The organism is Nocardia sp. NPDC059228 (genome assembly GCF_042754245.1).
GTDB lineage: Bacteria > Actinomycetota > Actinomycetes > Mycobacteriales > Mycobacteriaceae > Nocardia.
In genome coordinates this window covers 1-23,613 of the sequence record NZ_JBHZAL010000047.1, presented here as the reverse complement: position 1 = coordinate 23,613, position 23,613 = coordinate 1, and the positions used below count along the sequence as shown (strand labels likewise).

The following is a 23,613-nucleotide window of genomic DNA, read 5'->3' as shown; positions in this document are numbered from 1 at the left end:
TCGTATTGTTCCATACGAGTGTATGGTTGTCGATGTGCGCAAATACGGATCGACCAGCTCGGAGCAGCTCGCCGACGCGGTGTTCGCCATCGCGGGCTCGAGGGGGCTCGACGCCGCGAGCATCCGTGAGATCGCCGCCGCGGCCGAGGTTTCCATCGGCGCCGTTCAGCACCACTTCACCACCAAGGACGAGCTCTACGCCTTCGCCTTCGAACAGCTCACCGCCCGGGTGCGCGCCCGCATGAGCGCCATCGACCCACAGGCCCCCCTCACCGACCGATTGATCACCGCACTGTCCCAACTGCTTCCACTCGACGACGAACGCGAGCACGAGGCCCGGGTGATGGTCTGCTTCGCCGCGCGCGCGGCCACCAACGAAACCCTCGCCGGAGTCCAACACCGCACACTGGCCGAGATTCGCCGGGAACTCGAGACCCAGCTGGCCGCCGCGAACATCCCCGACCCCTCGACGCGATCCGCGATACTGCTCGCCACGGTCGACGGCCTCGCACTCGACGCGGTCAGCAGCCGCGAACTCTACCCGCGCGACGAACTAGCCGCCGCGCTGTCGCTACAGGTACGGTCGCTCATCTCGTAGATGGATGCCCAGATCGAACCGCCACTCGTAGAGACAGTGCAATGGGTGGGGAATTGGACGATTCGGTGCGCTGATTGAACCGCCGGCGTGAGGGTATGCGCGTCATGACCGATATCAGCACCGGAGGGCTTCTCGGGCCCTTCGGCTGCGGCAGCGAAACCAGGTAGTGGCCATGATCATCCTCGGAATCATCCTTCTCCTCGTCGGGTTCATATTCGGCATTCCGATCCTGTGGACCATCGGGATCGTGGTGCTCGTCATCGGGCTCGTGTTACTGCTGTTGGGGTCGATGGGCCGTGCTGTCGGCGGGCGTCGCCATTACTATTGACCCGTCAAATCGCAGACCCGACCGCGAACAGGAAGGCAAGGCCGACCAGCTGAAGTCGGACCTGAAATCCGCAGGACCCTTCAAGCGATGACCGAATTGGCATTCGGCCATCGGCGATCGGAGTGTCGGCCATAGACAGCCATCCCAGCCGCCCATAGCAGTTCGCCGTCCGGCGCGCAGGTCGAATCCACCGCGACGGTACGCGCGCCGGGACACCGCAGTGCGGAATTCTCGACCCAGGTCGGAGAAACCTCAGGATCACTGTCAGGAGCTGCGCGACGGCTGTTCTGGATCAGCCTGGCGCTGCTTCTCACCCGACTTCGAGTCCGGATCGACCTTGTCCGCGCGCTCCCACTCCTTGTCCAATTCGGTTCGCGAATCCGCTGCCTCGCTGCGATGCACGCCCGCCTGCTGGGCAAGCTGTTCGGCCTGTGCCGCCTTGATCTCACCTTCGGCCTGTGCCGCGCGACTGCGGGCAGCGATCTCCTGCGCCCGCGCCTCCCGCTGACCGACCTCGAGTTCCTGTTTCGCCGCGCGGTCTCGAATGCCCTTGGCTTCGACCCGCTGGTGTTCGCGCCGTCGGCGCATCAACGCCCAGGCCACAAGCAAAATGACCACAACAGCGACAACAATGATCACGATCACAATGGTGGTGCTCATTTTTCGACTCCTCGCACTCCCCCGGTAATCCTTACGCCACTCGACTACCCACGAGCTGGGAAAATAAGCAACCGGAGCATGCATCGCCCGGCACTGTCCCCGGGACCGCTATCTATTCGCCTCTGGCAACTGCCGCGACACTCCGGCGCGCGCCCTCCTTTGCTTGCATCTCGTTCGCGTAGAGCAGGCCATAGGTGAAGCCGTTCTCACCACCTGCGGTGCCCGCTGTTGTAGCGGTTCGCCACAGGAATTCGGACGAGACGACGCTGTCGTTGTAGTCGCCGAGTAGGCGCTGAATCTTCTTGTAGTGCTTGATATTCGACTTTGCCCGCGCCCGCTTTCGAACAGGTTTGTGCAATTCGGCGGCATAGCGTGCGCGTTTGGCGGCTTTACGCGCGCGATGCAGCGATTCGTGTCGGTGATTGTGCAACGCGGTCACCAACCGGCGGTCGGCTTTGTCCGCGGCGCGGCGGGCCCGCTTCACGAGATGGCGCCGCCGGATCCGTCGCTCGAACGGCGGCTGTGATTTCCATGCCTGCAGGGTCGCGAGCAGTCGCAGGTAGCGAGGCGAGTTCATTGCCTCAGCGAGCGCATTGCGGCTCGGCAACTGCCGAGCCAGCAGCCTCGCGTCGATCCGCGCAGCGACAGGACCCAAGATGAGTTCCGGCGGTAGGGCGTTGAGTTCATCGGCGAGGCGTCGGCGTTGGACGTGACAATCGCGTATGTCGCCGAGCAGCGCTGCGTACCATTTCAGCTCGTTGTCGATCTCGCCGACGGCATAGCGGTCCATCAGCTTGCCGAACACGCGCAGCGTGCTGCGCAGTCGCCGCGTCGCGACACGGGTGTCGTGGATTGGTTCCTCGCCTCGGCGTAGCCCGACGTCACCGGCGAAGATCAGGTCGATCTGTGTGGTCATGTAATCGTGCATGGCTTGTGCCGCCCGCGAACTGGTGGCGGACGGTCCGGATCGCTCCGGCAGTACATGAGACAGCTTGGAGCGGTAGCTCGACTCGCGGGCGCCTGCCTCGGCGAGCCGGTCCAGCAGTATCGCCGGGACCTCGTTGGTGTGAGGGCCGAGTTCGACCTCGATCTCACGCCAGGCGACCGGTTCAGCAGGCCGGTCGGCTGCGGTCGAGTCCACCGTGTCGTCATCGATCTCGACGATCAGTTCGCCATCCGAACCGAGGATGCGGTGACGGCGGCGCAATGTATGAACCCTGGCGACCGCGTTCAAAGGTCTACCCAGTGCTGCGCCGTTGACAACCTCGGCGAGTTCTGGCGGCAGCTCGTCCGACAGTTGGGCGGTTACCTCGACGCGACCCGAAGCTTGGGGGATCTTCAATTGCCAGCCGGATTCGTCGTCTCCCTCACGGCGACGCAACGTCAGGTCGTGGGCGAGCAGATCTCGCTCGGCGGTGTCGAAATAGGTACTGGTGAGCTCGACCGGGACCTCCTCGATGCGGCTGTTCGCGACAAGGTCGTCGAGCCTTGGAAGAGCGAAGTCCCGGTCAACCGCCCATTTGCTCTCACGTTCGAGTACGTCCTTCATGTGTTGGCGTATTCCCGGCAAACCACACGTCAAACAGGGAAAAGCGATATCCGGACGGGTATCAGCGGGCCGGAAGGCGCGGGGAAATCAACTTGCGCAGCGTCGGTCCAAGCCGGTGCGGGGTATGGGGACTACCGTTGCCGAGCATGGCGACCAGGGAGATCGTGGTGACCGTCGACGAGAACGATTGGGGCGTCCTTCATCACGCAGCCGACTGCGCGGGAATGTGCGTAGAGGCCTACGCCTCCTGGGGGATGCGCCTATTGGCCCTGCAGGCCCGGTCCGAAGAGACCTCACAGCACCGCGCGCATGCCGGACCGAAGGCCGCGCAGACCGCTGACGAATCGGAGTCGGTGGCATGGGTGGAGACCTTCGCCGAGCGTTTGTCTCACCGCGCCGACCAGTTTCGCAACGACTGATAGACACCGACCCCTCCTACACCACGACCGCGAACGGGCGCGTGACCGACGAGCAGACATGGGATCGCATTCGGGCGCTGGCGATTCCACCCGCGCGGAGCATGGTGTGGATCTGCCCGTACCCGACCGGGCACATCCCAGCGGTCGGGCGGGCCGCGGCCGAGGGCCACCGCTTCCGCGGCACGCACCGAACCCGCCATCTGATCGAGGTGGCTCACCGAGTACCGGTGACGCAGCCCCGTAATCACACGACCATGTGGTGAATAACCTGATCATGCGCGGGTAGGCGAGTGGATATGACGCTGACCGTGCTTTTCACGGCAGGCAACCCATCGTCGTCAGGGGTGTGATCATGAATCCGTTTCCGAGCGATCCGACGGGCGAGCCGGATATACCCTCGACGGCCGAGCAACTCGACGAGGACGCGTTGGATGCCGATCCGATCGAGGAAGCCGCCGATCCTCCCGATCGATGGGAGCCCACGGATGAGGAACTGAGCGACACACCCGGTGATGACAGCCTGGTGCGGCGACTGGCCGCCGAGGAACCGGACGTTACGCCGGATGACGATTGATATCGGCGGTGCGGGACACTGTACTGGGTGACAGCGATGTGATCGACGTGATCGACCGCGACTGGGACGCCTGACTCGTCTTCGCCTCCGGCGCTGGGCAATTGGATGCACGGCACATCGCGTGAGGTGCGAAAAAATGCCATGGTCCGTGGCTGTTGGCCGAGGCCGCAGTGCTCCGGGTCGGACGATGATCAATCGGCCATTTTTGGTGTGATGCGCTTCAGGTCTTCGACGAACTCCGCGTACGCGTGCTCCCGATCCGGGCTGCGCAGGACCGACGCCGGGTGCACCGTGGTGAGCACCAGATAGCCGGCGTGTGGGATGAATCGTCCCCGTTCGGCCGTGACCCGGAAGTCGGGCCCGAGGATCGACTGAGCCGCGATCCGTCCCAGGCACACCACCAGGCGTGGCCGGATGGCCTCCACTTCGGCCTCGAACCAGGGCGCGCACGCGACCACCTCGGTTCGATTGGGCTGCTGATGTATTCGGCGTTTACCACGCCGGGTGAACTTGAAATGCTTGACCGCGTTGGTCAGGTAGACCTGATCACGGCCGATTCCCGCCTCGGCCAGTGCGCGATCGAGCAAGCGCCCTGCCGGTCCGACGAAGGGATGCCCTTGGCGGTCTTCTCGATCCCCGGGCTGCTCACCGACCATCACGATGTCGGAATCCGCGCGTCCCTCACCGAAAACGGTCTGTTCGGCGAACCGGTACAGAGGGCAGCCATGGCAGTCGCGCGCGGCTCTGCGAAGTCCGGAGAGACCAGCGTGAGGAGGAACAAAGTCCGCTGCGCTCGTCATTCTGTTCCGCCTTGTGGTCCGGGATGGTTCTGTTCGGCGAGCAGCCAAGCCAGATGCGCGATGTTCGTCGATGAGCGGTCGGACCGCGAGGCGGCGCTATCTCGGCCGGTGCGGTTCGCCACTGAGCGATTTCCCCGGAACCGGGCTCGACTCCGGATGGGTGCGGGATTTCGCGAGGGCGTAGACGATTGCCGCCACGATCAGAAGAATCGCCCCTACGATGAGCGCGGCCACCCAGGCGGGCACCGCCAGCGTGATCAGCAGCAGCACCGCCGCGACCAACGCGCCCCCGCCGTACAGGGCCAGTATGACCGTCGTCGCATACCACCTGGCTCGCGCACGCAGCTGCGGCATCATTCCATTGGCGGTGTCGCGCATCGCGAGATCGATCTGCTCGCGCAATATCCGATTCACCTCCGAGCCAGTCACGCCCGTCGCCTCGAACAACCGGGACAGGTTCGGTCCTTCGCTGCGGGGTGCCTCCGCCATATCCACACCTCCTCGCTGATCGCTGATGCCACCGACTTACCCGCTGAGCGAACCGGGACACAGGATTCGAGAAAGGAAAGTTCGTGCGTCTATATCTGGTTGCCCTGTGCTTCTGTGCTGTCGCGTTGGCAGTCTCTGCACCTGACGAACTCCGTACGGGCCGCCGAGAGCCGGTATCACGGCAAAGCACGGCGGGTTCGAGGGCCGCGCGGCGTTCTACACGGTGGGAATACCGCGCGGCCCGTAACTACGGCCCGGAGACATCGCTATGAATCGGGCCGTAGCGTCCAGGGTTTCAGGCCGGCACAGCGGCGGTGGACCGCCACCATATTCGATGTCTGGCCAGCGCTTCCGCAAAGTCGGTGACAAAGTCCTCGCCGATATCACCGCCGGTCGACGTGGTCACTATCACCCCGTTTGCCCGATCGAAGCCGGTATCGGACGGGTCGTCCCCTGCGATGCCCGCTGTGCGGAGCAATGTGGCACCGGCACCGAACCCGCCGATCGGTTTGGCATGTTTGAAGGCCTCCAGGACGAAGTGCAGGGCTTGACCACTGCTCGCCAATATGTCGACGGCTTCGGGTCCGCCGGCGACGAGAACGCCGTCATAGAGCACCGACGACACCGTCGCCAAGGCGCGATCCACACGCAGGTCCGCGTCGATACCGTCCGCTGCGTTCACCCGACCTCCGCGCGGCGCAATGACTTCGGAGCTCGCGCCGCGATCCGAGAGCCAGCCACGAACTCGGCGTATGCCCTCGATATCCGCGCCTTCCGCGGCCAGTATCGCGATCTTGCGGGTGGCGATGGTGTCGGCCGCTGTGTCCAGCTGCGACAACGACGGCGACACGATTCCGTCCAAGGAACCTGGGGCTTCGGCCGGCAGGCTCGAATCTCCGAGCTCGTCCGCTACGCGAGTCGCGAGTTCGGGGTCGACGTGGAGCAGCTGCTCGAGAACCGTGGTGCGGATCGCAGGTCGCGTCACCTTCCCGAGTTCGAAGGCGAACGCCGCGACAATGTGGTCAGCCTCCGGCTCGGACATGCTGCGCCAGAACATGCGAGGCTGCTGATAGTGCTCGCGGAAACTATCGGCGCGCCGCCGAATCGCGGCGCCGTACAGCGCTTCCGGCGAGTGCAGGAATGCGCCGCCGCCTCCCACGGCCGGACATCCGCCACCGATCGTGTTGACCGTGTACGCGGCTTCGCCGCGCGGTATGGCGTGCTGCCCATACCCGTCCTGCTGATGATTGCGCACCTCGGCGACCGGCCGATTGATCGGCAGCTGCGCGAAATTCGGCCCGCCCAGCCGGATCAACTGCGTGTCCAGGTAGGAGAAGTTGCGCATCTGCAGCAGCGGATCGTCGGTGAAATCGATGCCCGGCACCAGGTTCGCCGTGTGGAAGGCCACCTGCTCGGTTTCAGCGAAGAAGTTGTCCGGATTCCGGTTCAAGACCATGGCACCAACCGGACGTACCGGAACCTGTTCCTCCGGAACGAGTTTCGTCGCATCGAGCAGATCGAAGTCGAAGTCGAACTCCCGATTCTCCGGGATCAACTGCACGCCCAGCTCCCACTCCGGAAACTGCTCGGCGGCGATGCAGTCCCACAGGTCGCGCCGGTTGAAATCCGGATCGTGGCCGGCGATCTGCTGGGCTTCCTCCCACAGCAGCGAGTGCACACCGAGCGCGGGCTTCCAATGGAACTTCACGAACGTACCCCGGCCATCGGCATCGACGAGCCGGAAGGTGTGCACACCGAACCCCTGCATCATCCGATAGCTGCGCGGCAGCGCGCGGTCCGACATCAACCAGAGGATCGCGTGCAGTGTTTCCGGCTGCTGCCCGACGAAATCCCAGAGAGTGTCGTGGGCGGACGCGGCCTGCGGAATCTCATTGTGCGGCTCCGGTTTCACCGCGTGTACGAAGTCGGGGAACTTGATCCCATCCTGGATGAAGAAGACCGGAAAGTTATTGCCGACCAGATCGTAATTGCCCTCGGCGGTGTAGAACTTGGTCGCGAAGCCGCGTACGTCGCGCACGGTGTCCGCCGAACCTCGCGAGCCCGCGACCGTCGAAAACCGGACGAAAACCGGGGTTTCCACGGAGGGATCGGTGAGAAAACGCGCGGTGGTGTAATCGGAGAGCCAGCTCTGGTAAGGCCGGAAGAAGCCATACGCACCCGCTCCACGCGCGTGCACGACCCGCTCGGGTATGCGTTCGTGATCGAAGTGGGTGATCTTCTCCCTGGCATGAAAATCCTCCAGGAGAGTAGGACCGCGTTCGCCGACCGAGAGCGAATCATCAGTGCTCTCCACACGGACGCCTTGTTGCGTCGTCAGACGCCCCTGTTCACGGTCGACCCGATATGAATCCAATTGGCGCTGTTTGCTGTCGAACTCTCTACCCATTCGATTCTCCTCTGTTCGACGGCCGACCACGGGTGTCGCCCACACGCCCCGCATGCCCTTGAACCGGGCACTCACGCTGCGCATCACGTTCTCCCACTGTCGAATCGACACGCACGAACTCTCTCGGGCGGGCGTCCCGCGGTCTTTGCGTCGACTCCTTCCGCCGTCGCTCTACCGTTTGAAGGCGTCCTTGACCTTCTCTCCTGCGGACTTCAGGTCGGACTTCACCTGCTTGGTCTTGCCTTCCTGCTCGCGCCGGGGGTTATTTGTCGCTCGGCCCGCCTTCTCCTTGGCCTTTCCACCGAGTTGCTGGGCCTTGTTCTTGACCTTGTCCGTAGTGCTCATCACTTTCTCCTTTTCACTGCGGCCGTGTCCGGCCGCGGTTTATATCGCATGCGACACGCTGGTCGGCCACACATGACCGCACTACCCGGGGCGAGGGAGAGAAAACCTCGAAACCGTGATCGCTCGCGATATTCTCGACGGGAATGTCACCCGACGTTAGCGACAGCAGCATCTGCCGATGCGTGCTCGGCCAGCCGGATTGGCTGCGCGCCGCACCAGATTCGAACAGGGGCTTGGGTTCTGAGAGTCGACATCCACGTTGCAGCACCGCCGGAGAGCGAGAATTCGCTACCGGTCGATCTTCAGGGGCTTGCGACAGATTCGTTGCGGTGGTCGTCGGTTCGAGACGCGCGATTGGGGGTCAATAGTAATGGCGACGGCCGCCGACAGCACGGCCCATCGACCCCAACAGCAGTAACACGAGCCCGATGACGAGCACCACGATCCCGATGGTCCACAGGATCGGAATGCCGAATATGAACCCGACGAGGAGAAGGATGATTCCGAGGATGATCATGGCCACTACCTGGTTTCGCTGCTGCGACCGAAGGGCCCGAGAAGCCCTCCGGTGCTGATATCGGTCATGACGCGCATACCCTCACGCCGGCGGTTCAATCAGCGCACCGAATCGTCCAATGTCCCAGCGCCCTCGCAATGTCTTTCGAGTTGCAATGAATCGACGGCCGGCCAGCTCGCACTCGGCCTGTCCCGCCTGCTCGGGCGATCGTTCGTTGCCCCATCGTGGTCACCTGATCGAGGGATCGCACGGTTCACGGGGAAGAGTGTGCCGTGGGGGCCGAGGTCGATATCGAGATCGTCCGGGGCGAGTGCGGAGTGATCGCGTAGTTCGTCCATGGGTTGCTCGAGCAGCATCAGGGTGGTGCCGATGCGTTCGATCCGGGCGTCGGTGAGATAACCGGCGTCGACACGGCGTAGCGCTTGCCGCTCCATCAATTGCCGCAGTAGCTTCGCCAGGGTCGACCTGCGGAAATGCCTTCCTCAGAGGACACCCCGCGAGTCCGCCGACGCACTCGGCCGATACCGCCACCACCCCCGAGCCTGGAAGAAGCTGCGAGCAACGATCGAGGCGGACACCGGTGCACCCGTCACCGCCTTGCCCATGGTCCGGCTGCACGCTCGAACACGTGAATGACCGCCTGCACGGGCGCTGGTAGTTGATCGGCCGGCCAGTCTGGTCGCGATGCCTGTCGCGTCCTCGGTGAACTCGGCCCATGCGGGGAATCGATCCAGGCCGCGCAGGACCGGCAGCGGAATGCACGTGCGGGAATAGCTCGCAGCCGAAGGGGTATCGCGCAGCTGTGATGCCCCTCGGGTGTCAGGTTTTCTACGCAATATCGGCTCGAATCACGTTGCAGGCAAGAGAGAAGGAATAGCCATGGCCGAGCAAGATGTGGTCGACCTGCTGACCGCGCAACACGAACAGATCTCCACCCTGCTCGAACAACTGCGTTCAGGACGGGAGGACCGGCAGGAACTGTTCACCGAGCTGGTCCGGTTGCTCGCAGTACACGAGAGCGCCGAGGAAGAGGTGGTCCATCCTGTCGCCAAGCGCGCCCAGTTCGGCGCCGAGGAGATGGTCGACGCGCGTGTGGAGGAAGAGGATCACGCCAAAAAGGCGCTCGCCGAACTCTATGACCTGGGAGTCGATCACCCGGACTTCTCGTCCAAACTCGCCGATTTCGCCGACGCGGTGGCGAAGCACGCGGCGCACGAGGAGGCTGAGGAGTTCGTGCTGCTGCGTCGCCAATACTCGGTGAGCCAGCTCGAACATTGGGCGGGTTCGGTGCGTGCCGCGGAAGCGGTGGCCCCCACCCGGCCGCATCCGCACGCCGGATCCTCCCCGGCGGCCAACCTGATCGCCGGACCGCCGCTGGCGGTGTTCGACCGGATACGAGACGCGGTGCGCGACTGGCGATCACAGAATTAGCAGGCGCACACGCTGACCTGAAACGGCATACCGTCATCCCGGGTCGCCCGCAAGAACCGAATCACCGCCCGGTCCACTGAATCTCGGCTGCCCGAGGCCGGCACCAGATCGCCCACGCAGTCCATGGCGGGCGAGAAATTCCGGAGAGGGCCGCGGCGCGTGGTGTTTTCGGTCGCGACCTTTCGATGTTCTGTATCCCGCAGCCGAGTTCGACCGCCGCGAAGACTGAACTCCCGACGAGGTGACAGTTGGCCTTTTCGAGGTTCGAAGTCCGATGGGCGGGTAGTGCTGAAACGTGAGTTGCACTGCGAATTCGCAGAGGCAGTGCGAACGAGGAGGTACGTCATGGCGGCCCAGCCGGAATCATCGACGTTCATCGGGCCGACACAGTTGCCTCGATCCGGGCACAGGAAAGCGCACCACGCCAGACGTGGCGTCATCAGCAGCGGCCCCGTCGACAGACTCGGCGAAGGGGCTGCGGCGGTGACCGGGCAATCCGGCGAAAGAGCCGCCAGCAGATGGGAATTCAGCGAACCGGCTGCAGTGTGGCCCGATCCGAGTCCGCTCGACGACTGGTGGAAGACCGTGATGTTGGGCTGCGATCGTGCGGGGGCAGCGGTGCCACAATCTGCCCGCGGCACCAGTGCGGCGAAGCCACCGGATCGAAGAGGCCGTGGTCGGTGATCGTGCACAACCGATGAGCACCCTGGACTCTTGCCACCGCGCTTGCGGCTGACGTTTCACCACTGGCTGCTACGGATCACGAAGGCGGGATGCGTTCGTGGACGGTGAGCAGGATGTGGTCGAACGCGGAGACGGTCGCCGGCGGCGCGGGCGGAATCTGGTCGACTGCCCACCATCGGCCGTGTTCCGGCGATCCGCACCCATTCGGGCACGTAGCCGCACGGTCACCGGGGTTCGGGCACCGTTTCAGTATCCTGCGCCCAGGGATGGTGCCGGCCGAGGAGATCCCGTTAGTCCTGCGTGCGGCTGTGCCCGAGCCCGAAGCGGGGGTCGGGCACAGCCGATTACCGGCTTGGGTGATCCGATCAGGGCAGCGTGCGCGCGGGTGTGAGGGCTCGCGGCCCGGGTGTGCAGGCGGCGGCGATCGTGTGGGTGATTGCCAGGTCGGCGGCCTGGCCGCAGACCTCGAACAGCCGGTCCACGCACCGCGGTCCGGTGACCACCCGCAGGCGGATGTGGTGGCGGCGAGCAGCGTCGTCGGCATCGAGGACGGCCAGCAGCCCCGAGATGCTGAGGAAGGTGATCCGTGACAGGTCCACCACCACGACGCGGCCGCTGGTATCGATGGCCTCGGTGAGGTGTTCGCGGAATGCTTCGACGGTGCAGTAATCGATCTCGCCGGTGGCGGTCAGGACCGTCGTGGACGGCGACGGCCTGCTGTGGGTGATGCCCAGCCGTGTGGGCGGGCCGCAACGCTGGGCTGGTGTGGATCCGGGTGCAACCATGAACGAACTCGACATCAGGATCAAATCCCTTGTCCAGGTGTGTGGGACGACTCGAGAAAATGGAGGTTCTACCACACGGTTTGTCGCCTGCACCGTGACTGTGGCACCGACTGGGCTGGTGTTCTCAACCGTGCATACAGAATACCCGCTACGCCAGCGAGACAAACCCGTTACCTTCCGCCCGGGGCAGGTATCCGATTGCGATCGGCAGTGGCCTTCCGCCTGCGTCAGGGGCGGGATCTGCGGGTCTATCGGGTGGGCAGCCCTGGGCGTCGATGGATGACACCGTCGCATGCACGACGCCGGGTTTCGATGATGGTCGGGGCAAGCTCGACGGTTGGCCAAGGATCGCGCCCCGAGCCGCGACGGGTGAGCCTCGAGACGCGATCCTCGTATCGGCTCGGACACTTGGGTCACGCGCTGCGCCGACATCCTCCGATTTGCCGACGGCCTCGTGCTCAAACAGGGACTCTCCGAAGAAGTTCGAACCTGGACGAGGGCGCGGATCTCGGGCCACCCCAGGACCCGTCGTCCTCGTCTATTTGTCGTGCGCGCGGTCAGTGCCGGCCGTGGCTGTGGTGTCCGCCTTTCGCTTTCGCTTCGGGCGGCTGAGCCTGGGCGCCCTTGCGGCCGGCTGTGTGCGGGTCGGCCGCATGGGGCTCACCGAAGCTGCCGCTGCTGGCCTTGCCGCCCTTGCGCGCCTGCTCCCGGGTGTCGGGCCGGTTGCCGAATTGACCCGGATTGTTCGAATCGGGCATGAGAAACTCCCCTTCGGGTTCTGCGTGCGGGATGCAGGCGATCCTGCGCCGCCACCAGGTCGATCTACCCCCGCTATCGGTCGATAATCACCGGCACTTTCACCCTCATCCGCGAGAGTGCGAGGTGCGAGGTGCGAGTCGAGCCCGAACCACCCGATCCTTATATCACTCTGTGATATTATCACATCATGATATATGAGTCGACGCCGTCTCCGATCCATGGCGGTCGAACATCGCGCCACAGCTCGGGCAGAACGTCGGCCGCGTTTGCGTGACTGCGCGCCGGGTATCGCGCCCGTGTCCAACCGGTTCGCCGCACCCGGCACGGTTTCCTGTCGAGGGATGAACCGCACACAGCACCGACGGCCGCAATCGGCGGAAGCCCTGGGTAAGGACCGACATTCGGAAGGTGGTGAATTCTGATGACCGAATCGAATGCCGTTGCTCTGGACTGCGTCCGGAAGAAGTCATCTGCCGAGTTCAGAGCCAAGACCACCGCGACCCTCGCTCGCAACACCGCACACGTGGCCAAGCTGCTGAGCGGGCACAACTACCCGGGCCAATGACCACCGGTCGAGCGCCGGCGGCTGCCCGCATTCGGGAGGCGTGATGGATCACTCGACTGCTCCGGTACTCGACGCGCTCGCCGACTACAGGCGGCTGGGCCGTTATGGCTTCACCCCGCCCGGACATCGGCAGGGTCGCGGCGCGGACCCGCGGGTGACCGCGGTGCTGGGCGACGCGCTGCGCGCCGATGTGCTGGCATCGCCGGGCATGGATGATCGACTCGCCCGCGGCCATCGGCTGACACGGGCCGAGGAACTGATGGCCGACGCGGTCGGCGCGGACTACGCGTTCTTCTCCACCTGCGGCAGCTCGCTGTCGATCAAGGCGGCCATGCTGGCGGTGGCCGGCGGCGACGGTGGGCTCATTCTCGGTCGCGACAGCCACAAATCCATCGTGGCCGGGCTGGTGTTCTCCGGGGTCCGGCCGTATTGGATCGCACCCAGATGGGATGCGGCACGGCACTTTTCGCATCCACCCTCACCAGAGCAGGTGCGGCAGGCCTGGCAGCGCCATCCGCAGGCCGCCGGCGCGCTCATCGTCAGCCCCAGCCCATACGGCACGTGTGCCGACATCGCCGCCATCGCCGAGATATGCCATGCGTACGGCAAACCGCTCATCGTGGACGAGGCCTGGGGCGCACATCTGCCGTTCCACCCCGACCTGCCCACCTGGGCCATGGACGCCGGGGCCGACATCTGTGTGGTGAGCGTGCACAAGATGGGCGCCGGATTCGAACAAGGGTCGATCTTCCACGTCCAGGGCGATCTGGTCGACCGTGATCACCTGCGCCAGTGCGCGGACCTGCTCATGACCACCAGCCCCAACGTGCTGCTCTACGCCGCGATGGACGGCTGGCGACGGCAGATGGTCGAACACGGCCACGAATTACTCAGCGCCGCACTGGAAACCGCTGATCGCGCACGCGAGGCCCTGGCCCGGATCCCCGGAATCAGCGTCATGCACGACGAACTGCTCGGTGCGGAAGCCTCCCACGATCTGGACCGCCTGCAGGTGCTGATGGACATCGCCGGCACCGGCGCCACCGGATACCAGGTCGCGGACTGGATGCGCGAGAACCGGCGCCTGGACCTGGGCCACATCGACCACCGCCGCATCATGGCCACCCTGTCCATCGCCGACGACCAGACCACCGTCGACGCCCTGGTGGACGCGCTCACAGCCTGGCGGGTTCAGGTGAACAACCCTGTCCCCCACCATATTCGGCTGCCCTCACCACGCGACCTGCAACTCGAGTCGGTACTGCTGCCGCGAGACGCGTTCTTCGGCCCCTACGACACCGTGCCCATCGAACACGCACCCGGCCGTATCGCCGCCGAACAGGTCACCCCCTACCCACCCGGCATCCCCGTGATCGTGCCCGGGGAACTCATCGACATCGCGGTCGTCGACTATCTACGCTCCGGACTCGCCGCCGGCATGAACGTACCCGACCCCGCCGACTCCGAATTACGAACACTGCGAGTAGTCGCCCGCTGAGGCCTACCCGGCTGCCGCGTTTCTCCAGGGCGCACGACTATTTCGGCACCGGCGCCTGCTGGGCCTGCCACATCCAGTGAAGCTGCTCGAGACGGGCGGCGATATCGATCAGCAGGTCCTGGGTCACCGGGTCCGCGGTCGCGGTGCTTTCGATGCGTTGGCGTAGCCGGATGATGATCGTCCACAGATTGCCGACCATGGCGTCGATGACGGCGGTATCGCTCTGCCAGCAATCGGTGATCCCGGCAGCCGCCGATTCCTGTGCGACGGTGGCAGCGCGACCATCCGGACTGACCCCGATCGCGGTCGCCCGCTCGGCAGCGGCGTCGGTGAATTGCCGTGCGGCGGTGACTACTTCGTCAAGGGCCAGATGCAGCGACCGGAAATGCGGGCCGATGACGTTCCAATGCGCCTGCTTGGCAATCAACGACAGATCGATCAGATCGACGACCGTTTCGCGCAGCGCGGTTCCGGCCGCGCGCTGCCGATCGATGTCGAGCGGGCTGGTGATGGGCTGATCGGGCATGCTGTCTGACCTCCTTCGTGAGCACAACGATTCCCTCACGCCCTACCCGCCCCGTCCGGTTTCAACCCAACCGCCCGGTACTCGGAGATTTGCCGGTGATCCAGAATGAGCCCGCCATCACCGATGACCATTCGTCCACGGTGACGCCGGTCAGCGGCGACGTTTGCGGTGGCTGGTGTCGCACAGCGGATAGATCGCCGAGCGGCGACACAGGCACAGTGCCACCACGCACCGGTCGCAAACAATCGTGCGGCCGTCAGCGGTCACCACTCGCACTGGTCCCTCGACCAGCATGGGCCCGTCGACGGTGTAAGTAATTGTTCGTCGGTCATCTTCGGGTTCGATCGGCACGGATCACCACCAGTTCCTCGTGACTCTGGCCGGGGCGCAAGAGCCCGCGATCGACCATCCATCCGGCACGCCGGCGCAGCACGGGGCCGAACGGGACACTCGCCCTCGCGATTGTCGCGGCCTTCAACTCGGCCTCCCGCAGGCGGTTCAAGGTGCTGTCGACGCCGCACAGCGCGGAATGGACCATCAGCAATATTCCCGTTGTGGAAAGCAATTCGGGTGCGAGCCGGCACAGGGAGTCGATCGCCGCCCTGCCGTCTACCCCCGCGTCCCAGCTTCTCGCCGCACCCCGCGGACGCTTGCTGTCCAGGCACGGCACGTACGGCGGATTGGATACCACCACGTCGAAGCGCCGGCCACGCAACACCGAGCCGAAGTCACCGTGGATCAACTCGACCTCGAGGCCCCGCAGCCGGCTGTTCATCCACGCGGACGCCAGCGCGGCACGGGAGATGTCCACGGCAGTGACCGACGCGGCCTTGATCCGGGCCGCTTCGATCGCCAGCACGCCGGTTCCGGTACCCACATCCAGCACACGACCGTGCGGCGGGATGCCCGCAGCGGACATCGCGGTGATGAGCAGGTGGGTGTCGGCCTGGGGCCTGTACACACCTGGTGTCCGAATCAACATCACCTACGGTGAATAGCCACGAATTCGCTGGGTATGCGCAAATGGGCCATCGAATTTTGATCCTTTCCATCGGGTGTTTCCGGGCCGAGCAATGACGTACGGTCGTCACGCCAACAGCTCAACAGGTGATCGGCGAAGCGGTCCTCGAGCAGGTTCGTGGCCCGGATACCGAAAACTATCGGGGCGCGTGTGTCCGGTTCGCGTGCCAGCAGGTCCCCGATCACCTCACGTCGCATGAGCTGCTCGTGCACCGCATCCGCCTCGACATGTTCGCGATAGAACGTGATACAGGCCGAGTCGGCTCCAAGTCTCTCCAATGCTGCGACCATGCGGCGCGACGCCGGCGAGGACGTGATCTCCACGGCCGCGAAGTGACCGACACCCGCAGCCCGCAGGCCACGATGCAGACAGAACAGCGACATCATGTTCACGATCGCGAGCATGGGCGCCGGCACCACATCCAGATAGGCCAGATACGACGGGTCCAGGCCCGCCCCCTCCAACAGATTCGCATACAGCCGCTGATGAATCCTGTCACCGCGGCCACCGCCGAATTCGTCGAACTCGACGGCCACCAGTGCCGCCTTGGCCCGGCCGCGCAACCGCGGAATCAGCCACGCGTACGGATCGGCCTCCTGATGGTGCAGGATCGACCGGTGCACGAAATACTCGCGCACCTGCCAAGGCTTGCCGTGGTCCCGCAGAAACGCCGCGACACCGGACTCCTCGTCGGGAACGATCAACAGTTCCTCGAGTTCGGTCTCCACATCAACGCCATCGGCGACATCGGCGCGCAGCGCCGCGAGGAAATGGCGTTCCAGCTCCGCACGCACGCACAACAGGCCCGGATCCCATTCCCAGCCCGTGTCCACACCGTCGAAACCCTCGTAATACAGGCCATAACACGTGTGCAGCGCCAATTGCAGATCGCGGCCATAGGGATCAGCCGGCGCCGACGTCGCCGGGATCACTGAGCCGGGGGGCTTTCCGAGCGCCTCGACCACGCCCGCCGACAGCTCACCGCACGGGTGCGGAAGCACCCTTCTTCCAGAGGCCTCGGTCCACACGATCAACTCCTCCGAACGCGGACGGGTTGTCTTCCCAGGCTACTCATTTCCCCTGGTGCAAACTGGGTCGCACAACGCCCGCGCGGACAGTGAGCCGTTACCAGCGGTACCAGCGCCCATGGCTGCCTGCTGAATCGGCGGTAGGGAAAACAAATCCGAATACCCAGATCACCAGAAGGGCGATGGCGACCCACCACAGGGCTTTCACCAGGAACCCAAGTCCAGCGAGCACGACGGCGAGCAGCAGAACCAGAAGCAATACCGCCATATCCATCCACCTCCTGCCTGCCGCTTACCCGCCTGCGCGAATACCTAACAGGCACGCCTTTCATCCTGAGGAGAAGGTCACGGATTCGGACGTTCGCCGCGCCAGTATCGACCCGTCCGCGGCGATATCGGATTCTGCGATGCCGCACATCCTCTTTCTCCGCTGGTCACCGCATCGTCACCGGCCATGAACGCCGCCCTCGGCCGACAGTGGGTGAGGTGGCGGTGTAGTGCATCGGCGGAAGCATTTCCTCGGCCGAACACCCGACGGTCGAGGTGGGGATGGCCTATCGTCGGCAGCAGTGGTGAGAGCCCGAGTCGACACACGCGCGGGTTTTGATCGGGGCCATCCGTGCGCACTCGCGGTCGCGAGCTACTCGACGGTGTGGCACACCGTTGTTCTGTCGGGACCGCCCGCCCGACTGACCTGCAGATCCCGCCCCTGAGCCAGGCGAGAAGATCACCGCGGGTCGCAGTCCGCACACCCTGCGCGGCGAGATCCACGAGCCGAGCCGAACCCTCGCCGCGCAGGCTCTACCACCAGCATCGGGCCTCGCCGACGACGAGGAAAAGGCATTGGCCCGGGGGTCTACCGATGTCGGGCCGGATGAACTCCAGTGTCGATCCCGCGAACACGTGCCACCCCCGATCTCACTGCCGATGCCGAGATTCCTTGGACGGCAGGGTCTTCCGTTCGACCGGCATCGATGGGACGAACACCGGGGCCGAGCCGGCCGAGACCGTCGAAGCCCTCACCCGCCCCGGCGGGCGGGACCGGACCGGGATAAGATCGAACCGCTCACCCCGTTTCTGTGCACCACACTCCACGATTGCAGTTCCGAAGAACGAATCGAACGGTGGCTCACATCATGCGTATCGGGAAACTCGCCGTCGTCGCGGTCCTCGCGTGACCCTCGGCGATCTGGTGGCAGGCCACATCACCGCGGGCGTCCGCGGCACGGTCGATTTCGCGCGTCGCCGCCTCACCGGGGATTACCGGCTCGACGAGTTCGGCCTCGACGAGCACCTGCTGGAATCGCTGATCCTGCCGGCCCTGCGGCCGCTGTCGCAGCTGTGGTTCCGGGTGCAGGTCAGCGGCATCGAGAATCTCCCCGAGTTCGACGGCGCGCTGATCGTGGCCAACCACGCCGGCGTGCTGCCGCTGGACGCGCTGATGCTGCAGGTGGCCGTGCACGATCGCCATCCCAAGCAGCGGGCGCTTCGACTGCTGGCCGCCGACCTCGTCTTCGAGCTGCCGATCCTGGGCGAGCTCGCCCGCAAGGCCGGGCACACGCTGGCCTGCCCCACCGACGCCGAGCGACTGTTGCGCACCGGCGAGCTGGCGGGCGTATTCCCCGAGGGCTTCAAGGGCGTCGGCAAGCCCTACAGCGAGCGGTACAAATTGCAGCGGTTCGGGCGCGGCGGCTTCGCCTCGGTGGCCCTCAGGACCGGTGTGCCGCTCATTCCGTGCTCGATCGTCGGCTCGGAGGAGATCTACCCGAAACTGGCCGACCTCACCCCGCTGGCCCGGCTGCTCGGACTGCCGTACTTCCCCGTGACGCCACTGTTCCCCCACCTCGGTGTGCTGGGCGCTATCCCGCTGCCGTCCAAGTGGCACATCGAGTTCGGTGAGCCCATCCCCACCGGCGCGTACGGCCCCGAGGCCGCTGACGATCCGATGACCATGTTCGAGATCACCGATCAGGTCCGCGAAACGATCCAGCACACGCTGTACAGACGGCTGATCGAGCGTCGCAATCCGTTCACGGGCTAGCGATAGACCCGGCACGTCTTGCCTGGCTGACGTGACTCTTCGTCCAGTTCGACCCCGACAGGGCGGCATCGGCGCGATCGAAGACATCCGCGCGGATAGGCGACTCATCAGCGGGTAGCCCCCCGATATCCAGCCGAGCGACAAGGGAGTGACCGTGACCCGATTCGGATACACATTGATGACCGAGCAGAGCGGCCCGCGCGAGCTCGTCCGCTACGCTGTCGCCGCCGAAGAGGCCGGATTCGACTTCCTGGTCAGCAGCGACCACTACTCACCATGGCTCGAGGAACAGGGCCATGCGCCGCACGCGTGGACCGTACTCGGCGCCGTCGCCCAGGCGACCTCGCGGATCCCGTTCATGACCTATGTGACCTGCCCGACCATGCGGTATCACCCCGCGGTCGTCGCCCAGCAGGCAGCGACCCTGCAAATCCTGGCCGAGGGACGATTCACCCTCGGTCTGGGCAGCGGTGAAAGCCTCAACGAGCATGTCGTCGGGGCGGGCTGGCCCGGGCTCGAGGAGCGGCAGGACCGCCTCGCCGAAGCCATCGGCATCATTCGCGACCTGCACACCGGAGCCACGGTCGATCGGCACGGCCACTGGTATCGCGTCGACGCCGCCAAGATCTGGGACCTGCCCCAGCAGCCGGTGCCGATCGCGGTCGCGGTGTCGGGCCCCCGCTCGGTGCAACGATTCGCACCACTGGCCGACGAGATGATCAGCACCAGCCCCGAGCCCGCACTGGTCGAAGCCTGGCATCGCGCGCACGTCAACGACTCCGGCCCGGCTACTTCGCGGGTGACCGGACAGCTGCCGATCAGCTGGGATGCCGACCGCGACAAGGCGATTCAGCGTGCCCACGAGCAGTTCCGGTGGTCGGCGGGCGGGTGGGATGTGAACGCGAACCTGCCGACCCCGGCGAGCTTCGCGGCCGCGACGCAGTTCGTGCGCCCCCACGACATCGCGGACACGATCGCGTGCGGACCCGACCTCGACGCCATCATCGACGCGGTGCGCCCCTTCCAGCAGGCGGGATACACCGATATCGCTCTCGTCCAGGTGGGCGACGAACAGCAGGACCGTTTCCTCGCCGAGGCCGCGCAACCGCTACTGACCAAACTCCACGCCGCCGACGGGTGACCGCGCCCGATGAGAAATCGCGGCGATCGAGTGCCGCCGGGGAGCACACCGGCTGGCTCCATCCCACGGTCTCCGACAAAGCCGACCATCCCGGTGGTCGGTGAGCCGGTCACGGTCGATCCTGTCCCTGCCCGCGGTCTCCGCGCTCGAGCTCGGCCCATTCCCGTTGCAGGGCCGGGTGATTGGAGGCCTCCAGCAGTAGCCCGTGCACGAAGGCCTGGGGCAGATTGCCGCGCAGCTGGCGCTGGGTGACGTCGAATTCCTCGGCGAACAATCCCGGTGTGCCACATGCTGCACGGTTGCGTTCGAAATAGCGCGCCGCGACGACGGGATGATCGAGGTCGGACGCCGCGATCACCATCGCGAAACCGCACAGCAGAAACGCGCCCTCGTTGCTGCCGAGTGGACTATGCCCTTCGCGATAGCGGTACACGTAGAAATCGCTGGACAATTCGCGCGCGATCGCGACCACCGTGGCCCGATCGCGTGGATCGCCGCGCGGTAACGCACCCCGGATGATCGGCAGCAGCAACGCGGCATCCACTTCCGGGTGCTGAGGCGACCGTTGCCAGCGTCCGGCGGGATGCACGCTGGTGCGTGCCGCCTGCGACACCAGCGCCTCTGCCAGGTGCAGGCAGGCCGCTGCGTCGGCTCCGGTGGCGGGAAAATCGGCCACCGCACGCAATCCCGCCGCGCAGATCAGCCGCGAGTGGGTCCAGCACTCGTCGTCGATTTCCCAGATGCCGGCATCGGGGCGATCGCGGTGCGCGGCAATGGCATCCACCGCGAGGGCGACCGCCCGCTGGTATTCGCCGGGCAGATGGTCGTGGCGGGCCGCCGCGGCGAACACCAGCAGTGCTTCACCGAAGATGTCGAGCTGGAACTGCTCTCGCACCCGATTCCCGACCACCGCCCGACCACCCGGATAGCCGGGCAGATCGACGGCCCGACCCGGCGGCACCGGCTCACCGCGCACCGTATAGGCGGGCATCAGGGCCGGCCCGTCAGCGAGAAGCCGTTCCGCGGCGAACCGCACAGCCGAATCGAGCAGCGGCAGCGCCCCGGCCGCGGCGGCCGCCTGCCCGGCCAGGCACTGGTCGCGGATCCACACGTATCGGTAGTCGTAATTGGCTCCCTCCTCCGCCCGTTCGGGCAAGCCTGTGGTGGCCGCGGCGACCATGCCACCTCCGGCACTGGTCATTCCGCGCAGCACGGCATACGCGTGGGTGGCGTCGCGCGGGGCGGCATTCGCTCGCAATGCCGGAATCTCCCGCTTCCATGTGAGATCTGTTGCCTGCCAGCAGGTTCCGGAGTCTGGTGGCGGGCCGGTCCAGCCGGTGTCCGAGAGTTCGAGCACCAGGTCGTGGTATTGCCCGGGCGGCACTCGCACCGGCAATCGCCAACCGGGGCAGCGTGAATTCTCGTGGAATACCGCTGCGGCCCCACCACTCCACCGCAGCCGCAGCCGACCGCACCGCGCCTCCCAGACCCCCGCGGCACACCGAACGTCGCGGAGGGGGGCCGATCCGTACTCGTGGGCCGGGTTCAACTCCACCAGGACCCGCGCTTCACCGTCCAGCGCGCGTATCCGGCGCAGCACCACGACCCGGTGCGCGTCTGCGGGAATGGCCAGCGCCTCGCGGCACTCGATCACCGTGGAGCTGGTCACCCAGCGCGAATTCCAGATCAGGCTGCCGGAGTCGTAGTAGCCGCCCCACACGAAGCGCTCCTCCGGCGTCACCGAGTACACACTCGCGCCCCCGATCAAGGTGTCGAACACCGGGGCACTGTCCCACTGGGGTGCGCACAGCCACGCGATGTCACCGCGCGGACCGATCAGCGCGCCGCGTTCACCGTCGGCGACGAATGCGTACTCCCGCAGCACATGCGGCTGCTCGATCGGCGTCGGCTCCACGCTCACGGGTTACCACGCGATTGCTGCGGGTAATCGCTGAACCACATCGCCCTCGCGAGAGGGGACTGCTGCGTCACGACGTCCGGACGCTCAACTCCGCGGTGATGGCGTCGACGAAATCGGGTAGGTCGTCGGGATTGCGTGAGGTGATGAGCGTCCAGCCGTCGCCATCGCTGCGGACGACCGGCTCGTCGACCCAGGCCGCGCCGGCATTGATCAGATCGGTACGCAACGACGGATACGACGTCACCGTCCTATCCGCCACCACCGCGGCCTCGACCAGCAGCCACGGACCATGGCATATCGCCGCAATCGGACGGCCGGCCGCGACTACGGATCGGACCAGTTCCCTTGCCCCGAAGTCGGTTCGGAGTTTGTCGGCATTGACCGTGCCACCCGGAATGACCAATACGTCGAACGCACCGGGATCCACATCGGCGAGGGCGGCGTCCGGCCGCAGCGTTTCGGACGGAATGAGATCGTGACGGAAGGTGTACACATCGATCGCTTCCACCGCGGCGTGGGTCACGTGCGCGCCGCGGGCACGTAGTTGATCCCTGGGTACCGCTATCTCGTCGCGCTCCACCCCCGTATTGGCGGTAATGATCAGGACGCGGACGCCTTCGAGTTCTACTGACACAGGAGTTCTCCTCTCGTCTCATCGTCTCGCCGGACTCCTTCAGAGCCCGGCGATTGCCACCTCATACTCGAACCGTGACAACGATTGCCGTGCAACGGCACCGGTGAGTGCGATGTGCCGATACGTCATGGCAGTTCCCTTCGTCAGCGATGGGCCGACTCTCCGCCTCAGCTGTCGCGATTCGCTCGCCTACCTCGCCGTTGAGGTACCGCCGCCGTTGCCGGTGCGTCCTATACGGACCGCGACTGCCGCCGGAAGTAGTGCACTGCCAGACCATCTGATCTAGATATCCGTCGGGTACCCAACCCCACCGGCGTCAACCAGCCCCCGGGATTACGTCGCGTTCCTCCGAGCTCGCCGTTGGCGCGCAGGTTCGAAGGCAGGTCTCCGATGGTCTCAGTGATGTCGCCGTCGGCGGCTTTGCTGCTCGGGATGGCCGGCCGTCCGAACGGCGGACATCAGCGCTACTGGGGATTCACTCGGACCGCCCGAAATCCCCTGGCCTTTTCCATTGCAGGCCAGGGGATTTCGATATGGGTACCGCGAGACGCGACGCTAGGCGATGCTGCTCTGCCGACGCCATCCGCGGATGGCGTCACCGATCCGGTCGAACACCGCCAGGGGCAGGCCGATCAGGAGATTCGCGGCCAGGGAGACACCCACCTCCGGATACGGGCGGGTGGGCGAGAGAGCCTCGGCGAGGCGCACCACGGTCGCGAGCTCGTCCTTGTCGTTGGGAGATCGGCCACGACCCGTCACCGATTCTGCTGTGCCCGCTGACGCGCTTCCTGAGCCTGGGCCACGGCACGGTCCTTCTCGGCCTGGGCCTCCCGCTCGGCGGCGTCGCGCTGGGCTCGAGCCTTGTCCTGCTGAGCGCGACCCTCCTCACGCAG

27 protein-coding genes and 2 pseudogenes are annotated in these 23,613 nt (G+C 65.5%); 10 read left to right on the top strand and 19 right to left on the bottom strand.

What is annotated here, in order from left to right; genetic code table 11:
* The first annotated feature begins 22 nt into the window (after positions 1 to 22).
* Positions 23 to 598, top strand: a complete 576-nt coding sequence (locus tag ACFXKA_RS38545) for a TetR/AcrR family transcriptional regulator (RefSeq protein ID WP_379431201.1) — start codon at positions 23 to 25, stop codon at positions 596 to 598.
* 172 nt (positions 599 to 770) lie between these two features.
* Positions 771 to 926, top strand: coding sequence for a DUF6131 family protein (locus ACFXKA_RS38540; RefSeq protein WP_354844059.1), 156 nt, complete (start codon positions 771 to 773; stop codon positions 924 to 926).
* 264 nt (positions 927 to 1,190) lie between these two features.
* On the opposite strand, the gene ACFXKA_RS38535 is transcribed toward ACFXKA_RS38540, so the two are convergent.
* The gene (locus ACFXKA_RS38535; protein ID WP_354844082.1) at positions 1,191 to 1,586 is read right to left on the bottom strand and encodes a hypothetical protein; all 396 of its coding nucleotides are present in this window, start codon (positions 1,584 to 1,586) and stop codon (positions 1,191 to 1,193) included.
* A gap of 112 nt (positions 1,587 to 1,698) precedes the next feature.
* Positions 1,699 to 3,135: a CHAD domain-containing protein gene (locus ACFXKA_RS38530; RefSeq protein ID WP_379431200.1), complete on the bottom strand. Its 1,437-nt coding sequence runs from the start codon at positions 3,133 to 3,135 to the stop codon at positions 1,699 to 1,701.
* Between the two features lie 146 nt (positions 3,136 to 3,281).
* On the opposite strand from ACFXKA_RS38530, the gene ACFXKA_RS38525 reads away from it, so the two are divergent.
* From ACFXKA_RS38525 to ACFXKA_RS38515, 3 genes are all read left to right on the top strand, one after another.
* On the top strand, positions 3,282 to 3,554 hold the full coding sequence (locus ACFXKA_RS38525) for a hypothetical protein (RefSeq protein WP_379431199.1): 273 nt from the start codon (positions 3,282 to 3,284) through the stop codon (positions 3,552 to 3,554).
* A complete protein-coding gene (locus tag ACFXKA_RS38520) occupies positions 3,494 to 3,817 on the top strand; it encodes a hypothetical protein (protein ID WP_379431198.1) in 324 nt (107 codons plus the stop codon). Before ACFXKA_RS38525 ends, ACFXKA_RS38520 begins: the two co-directional genes overlap by 61 nt.
* 83 nt (positions 3,818 to 3,900) lie before the next feature.
* Positions 3,901 to 4,128: a hypothetical protein gene (locus ACFXKA_RS38515; protein WP_379431197.1), complete on the top strand. Its 228-nt coding sequence runs from the start codon at positions 3,901 to 3,903 to the stop codon at positions 4,126 to 4,128.
* A 191-nt stretch (positions 4,129 to 4,319) separates the two neighbouring features.
* Here ACFXKA_RS38515 and ACFXKA_RS38510 read toward each other — a convergent pair whose 3' ends face one another.
* From ACFXKA_RS38510 to ACFXKA_RS38485, 6 genes and pseudogenes are all read right to left on the bottom strand, one after another.
* Complete coding sequence (locus ACFXKA_RS38510; protein WP_379431196.1) at positions 4,320 to 4,976, bottom strand: UdgX family uracil-DNA binding protein; 657 nt, start codon at positions 4,974 to 4,976, stop codon at positions 4,320 to 4,322.
* 48 nt (positions 4,977 to 5,024) lie between these two features.
* Complete coding sequence (locus ACFXKA_RS38505) at positions 5,025 to 5,417, bottom strand: phage holin family protein (protein ID WP_379431195.1); 393 nt, start codon at positions 5,415 to 5,417, stop codon at positions 5,025 to 5,027.
* Positions 5,418 to 5,712: 295 nt separating this feature from the next.
* Positions 5,713 to 7,824, bottom strand: a complete 2,112-nt coding sequence (locus tag ACFXKA_RS38500) for a catalase (RefSeq protein WP_379431194.1) — start codon at positions 7,822 to 7,824, stop codon at positions 5,713 to 5,715.
* Between the two features lie 171 nt (positions 7,825 to 7,995).
* Positions 7,996 to 8,169, bottom strand: a complete 174-nt coding sequence (locus tag ACFXKA_RS38495; protein ID WP_354844062.1) for a CsbD family protein — start codon at positions 8,167 to 8,169, stop codon at positions 7,996 to 7,998.
* A 361-nt stretch (positions 8,170 to 8,530) separates the two neighbouring features.
* The gene (locus tag ACFXKA_RS38490) at positions 8,531 to 8,686 is read right to left on the bottom strand and encodes a DUF6131 family protein (protein WP_354844059.1); all 156 of its coding nucleotides are present in this window, start codon (positions 8,684 to 8,686) and stop codon (positions 8,531 to 8,533) included.
* Between the two features lie 257 nt (positions 8,687 to 8,943).
* Positions 8,944 to 9,147: pseudogene (locus ACFXKA_RS38485) on the bottom strand (gas vesicle protein K); the annotation flags it as partial.
* 418 nt (positions 9,148 to 9,565) lie between these two features.
* Between ACFXKA_RS38485 and ACFXKA_RS38480 the strand changes: the two are divergent.
* The gene (locus ACFXKA_RS38480) at positions 9,566 to 10,117 is read left to right on the top strand and encodes a hemerythrin domain-containing protein (protein WP_379431193.1); all 552 of its coding nucleotides are present in this window, start codon (positions 9,566 to 9,568) and stop codon (positions 10,115 to 10,117) included.
* Positions 10,118 to 11,166: 1,049 nt separating this feature from the next.
* On the opposite strand, the gene ACFXKA_RS38475 is transcribed toward ACFXKA_RS38480, so the two are convergent.
* Both ACFXKA_RS38475 and ACFXKA_RS38470 read right to left on the bottom strand, forming a co-directional pair.
* Positions 11,167 to 11,586: an STAS domain-containing protein gene (locus tag ACFXKA_RS38475; protein WP_379431192.1), complete on the bottom strand. Its 420-nt coding sequence runs from the start codon at positions 11,584 to 11,586 to the stop codon at positions 11,167 to 11,169.
* 557 nt (positions 11,587 to 12,143) lie between these two features.
* On the bottom strand, positions 12,144 to 12,344 hold the full coding sequence (locus ACFXKA_RS38470; RefSeq protein WP_379431191.1) for a hypothetical protein: 201 nt from the start codon (positions 12,342 to 12,344) through the stop codon (positions 12,144 to 12,146).
* Positions 12,345 to 12,766: 422 nt separating this feature from the next.
* On the opposite strand from ACFXKA_RS38470, the gene ACFXKA_RS38465 reads away from it, so the two are divergent.
* Positions 12,767 to 12,910 carry a hypothetical protein gene (locus ACFXKA_RS38465; RefSeq protein ID WP_379431190.1) on the top strand — a complete coding sequence of 48 codons (144 nt, stop codon included), beginning with the start codon at positions 12,767 to 12,769 and terminating at the stop codon, positions 12,908 to 12,910.
* A 43-nt stretch (positions 12,911 to 12,953) separates the two neighbouring features.
* A complete protein-coding gene (locus ACFXKA_RS38460) occupies positions 12,954 to 14,408 on the top strand; it encodes an aminotransferase class I/II-fold pyridoxal phosphate-dependent enzyme (protein WP_379431189.1) in 1,455 nt (484 codons plus the stop codon).
* A 37-nt stretch (positions 14,409 to 14,445) separates the two neighbouring features.
* Here ACFXKA_RS38460 and ACFXKA_RS38455 read toward each other — a convergent pair whose 3' ends face one another.
* The 5 genes from ACFXKA_RS38455 to ACFXKA_RS38435 all read right to left on the bottom strand — a co-directional run bounded on the left by ACFXKA_RS38455 (position 14,446) and on the right by ACFXKA_RS38435 (position 17,257).
* The gene (locus ACFXKA_RS38455; protein ID WP_379431188.1) at positions 14,446 to 14,934 is read right to left on the bottom strand and encodes a DNA starvation/stationary phase protection protein; all 489 of its coding nucleotides are present in this window, start codon (positions 14,932 to 14,934) and stop codon (positions 14,446 to 14,448) included.
* A gap of 150 nt (positions 14,935 to 15,084) precedes the next feature.
* Positions 15,085 to 15,228, bottom strand: coding sequence for a CDGSH iron-sulfur domain-containing protein (locus ACFXKA_RS38450; protein ID WP_379431224.1), 144 nt, complete (start codon positions 15,226 to 15,228; stop codon positions 15,085 to 15,087).
* A 34-nt stretch (positions 15,229 to 15,262) separates the two neighbouring features.
* Positions 15,263 to 15,916 carry a HemK2/MTQ2 family protein methyltransferase gene (locus ACFXKA_RS38445; RefSeq protein WP_379431223.1) on the bottom strand — a complete coding sequence of 218 codons (654 nt, stop codon included), beginning with the start codon at positions 15,914 to 15,916 and terminating at the stop codon, positions 15,263 to 15,265.
* Positions 15,916 to 16,986 carry an iron-containing redox enzyme family protein gene (locus tag ACFXKA_RS38440; RefSeq protein ID WP_379431222.1) on the bottom strand — a complete coding sequence of 357 codons (1,071 nt, stop codon included), beginning with the start codon at positions 16,984 to 16,986 and terminating at the stop codon, positions 15,916 to 15,918. Before ACFXKA_RS38440 ends, ACFXKA_RS38445 begins: the two co-directional genes overlap by 1 nt.
* Positions 16,987 to 17,080: 94 nt before the next feature.
* On the bottom strand, positions 17,081 to 17,257 hold the full coding sequence (locus ACFXKA_RS38435) for a hypothetical protein (protein WP_379431187.1): 177 nt from the start codon (positions 17,255 to 17,257) through the stop codon (positions 17,081 to 17,083).
* 777 nt (positions 17,258 to 18,034) lie between these two features.
* Here ACFXKA_RS38435 and ACFXKA_RS38430 point away from each other — a divergent pair.
* Both ACFXKA_RS38430 and ACFXKA_RS38425 read left to right on the top strand, forming a co-directional pair.
* Positions 18,035 to 19,024 (top strand): lysophospholipid acyltransferase family protein, encoded by a 990-nt coding sequence (locus ACFXKA_RS38430; RefSeq protein ID WP_379431221.1) that lies wholly within the window; start codon positions 18,035 to 18,037, stop codon positions 19,022 to 19,024.
* Positions 19,025 to 19,178: 154 nt separating this feature from the next.
* Positions 19,179 to 20,165, top strand: coding sequence for a TIGR03557 family F420-dependent LLM class oxidoreductase (locus ACFXKA_RS38425; protein WP_379431186.1), 987 nt, complete (start codon positions 19,179 to 19,181; stop codon positions 20,163 to 20,165).
* Between the two features lie 109 nt (positions 20,166 to 20,274).
* Here the strand turns inward: ACFXKA_RS38425 and ACFXKA_RS38420 are convergent, their stop codons facing one another.
* From ACFXKA_RS38420 to ACFXKA_RS38405, 4 genes and pseudogenes are all read right to left on the bottom strand, one after another.
* Positions 20,275 to 22,086, bottom strand: coding sequence for a glycoside hydrolase family 15 protein (locus ACFXKA_RS38420; RefSeq protein WP_379431185.1), 1,812 nt, complete (start codon positions 22,084 to 22,086; stop codon positions 20,275 to 20,277).
* 67 nt (positions 22,087 to 22,153) lie between these two features.
* Entirely contained in the window at positions 22,154 to 22,720 is a 567-nt protein-coding gene (locus ACFXKA_RS38415; RefSeq protein ID WP_354844024.1) for a type 1 glutamine amidotransferase domain-containing protein, read from the bottom strand.
* A gap of 555 nt (positions 22,721 to 23,275) precedes the next feature.
* Complete coding sequence (locus ACFXKA_RS38410; protein WP_379431184.1) at positions 23,276 to 23,479, bottom strand: hypothetical protein; 204 nt, start codon at positions 23,477 to 23,479, stop codon at positions 23,276 to 23,278.
* Positions 23,476 to 23,613: pseudogene (locus ACFXKA_RS38405) on the bottom strand (CsbD family protein); the annotation flags it as partial. The pseudogene ACFXKA_RS38405 and the gene ACFXKA_RS38410, both read right to left, overlap by 4 nt.

What these genes read in the sequence shown, in the direction of transcription:
- ACFXKA_RS38545 (WP_379431201.1), top strand. Translation starts at nt 23, where the DNA reads ATGGTTGTCGATGTGCGCAAATACGGATCGACCAGCTCGGAGCAGCTC.
- ACFXKA_RS38540 (WP_354844059.1), top strand. Translation starts at nt 771, where the DNA reads ATGATCATCCTCGGAATCATCCTTCTCCTCGTCGGGTTCATATTCGGC.
- ACFXKA_RS38535 (WP_354844082.1), bottom strand. Translation starts at nt 1,586, where the DNA reads ATGAGCACCACCATTGTGATCGTGATCATTGTTGTCGCTGTTGTGGTC.
- ACFXKA_RS38530 (WP_379431200.1), bottom strand. Translation starts at nt 3,135, where the DNA reads ATGAAGGACGTACTCGAACGTGAGAGCAAATGGGCGGTTGACCGGGAC.
- ACFXKA_RS38525 (WP_379431199.1), top strand. Translation starts at nt 3,282, where the DNA reads ATGGCGACCAGGGAGATCGTGGTGACCGTCGACGAGAACGATTGGGGC.
- ACFXKA_RS38520 (WP_379431198.1), top strand. Translation starts at nt 3,494, where the DNA reads ATGGGTGGAGACCTTCGCCGAGCGTTTGTCTCACCGCGCCGACCAGTT.
- ACFXKA_RS38505 (WP_379431195.1), bottom strand. Translation starts at nt 5,417, where the DNA reads ATGGCGGAGGCACCCCGCAGCGAAGGACCGAACCTGTCCCGGTTGTTC.
- ACFXKA_RS38500 (WP_379431194.1), bottom strand. Translation starts at nt 7,824, where the DNA reads ATGGGTAGAGAGTTCGACAGCAAACAGCGCCAATTGGATTCATATCGG.
- ACFXKA_RS38495 (WP_354844062.1), bottom strand. Translation starts at nt 8,169, where the DNA reads ATGAGCACTACGGACAAGGTCAAGAACAAGGCCCAGCAACTCGGTGGA.
- ACFXKA_RS38490 (WP_354844059.1), bottom strand. Translation starts at nt 8,686, where the DNA reads ATGATCATCCTCGGAATCATCCTTCTCCTCGTCGGGTTCATATTCGGC.
- ACFXKA_RS38480 (WP_379431193.1), top strand. Translation starts at nt 9,566, where the DNA reads ATGGCCGAGCAAGATGTGGTCGACCTGCTGACCGCGCAACACGAACAG.
- ACFXKA_RS38475 (WP_379431192.1), bottom strand. Translation starts at nt 11,586, where the DNA reads ATGGTTGCACCCGGATCCACACCAGCCCAGCGTTGCGGCCCGCCCACA.
- ACFXKA_RS38470 (WP_379431191.1), bottom strand. Translation starts at nt 12,344, where the DNA reads ATGCCCGATTCGAACAATCCGGGTCAATTCGGCAACCGGCCCGACACC.
- ACFXKA_RS38465 (WP_379431190.1), top strand. Translation starts at nt 12,767, where the DNA reads ATGACCGAATCGAATGCCGTTGCTCTGGACTGCGTCCGGAAGAAGTCA.
- ACFXKA_RS38460 (WP_379431189.1), top strand. Translation starts at nt 12,954, where the DNA reads ATGGATCACTCGACTGCTCCGGTACTCGACGCGCTCGCCGACTACAGG.
- ACFXKA_RS38455 (WP_379431188.1), bottom strand. Translation starts at nt 14,934, where the DNA reads ATGCCCGATCAGCCCATCACCAGCCCGCTCGACATCGATCGGCAGCGC.
- ACFXKA_RS38450 (WP_379431224.1), bottom strand. Translation starts at nt 15,228, where the DNA reads ATGCTGGTCGAGGGACCAGTGCGAGTGGTGACCGCTGACGGCCGCACG.
- ACFXKA_RS38445 (WP_379431223.1), bottom strand. Translation starts at nt 15,916, where the DNA reads ATGTTGATTCGGACACCAGGTGTGTACAGGCCCCAGGCCGACACCCAC.
- ACFXKA_RS38435 (WP_379431187.1), bottom strand. Translation starts at nt 17,257, where the DNA reads ATGGATATGGCGGTATTGCTTCTGGTTCTGCTGCTCGCCGTCGTGCTC.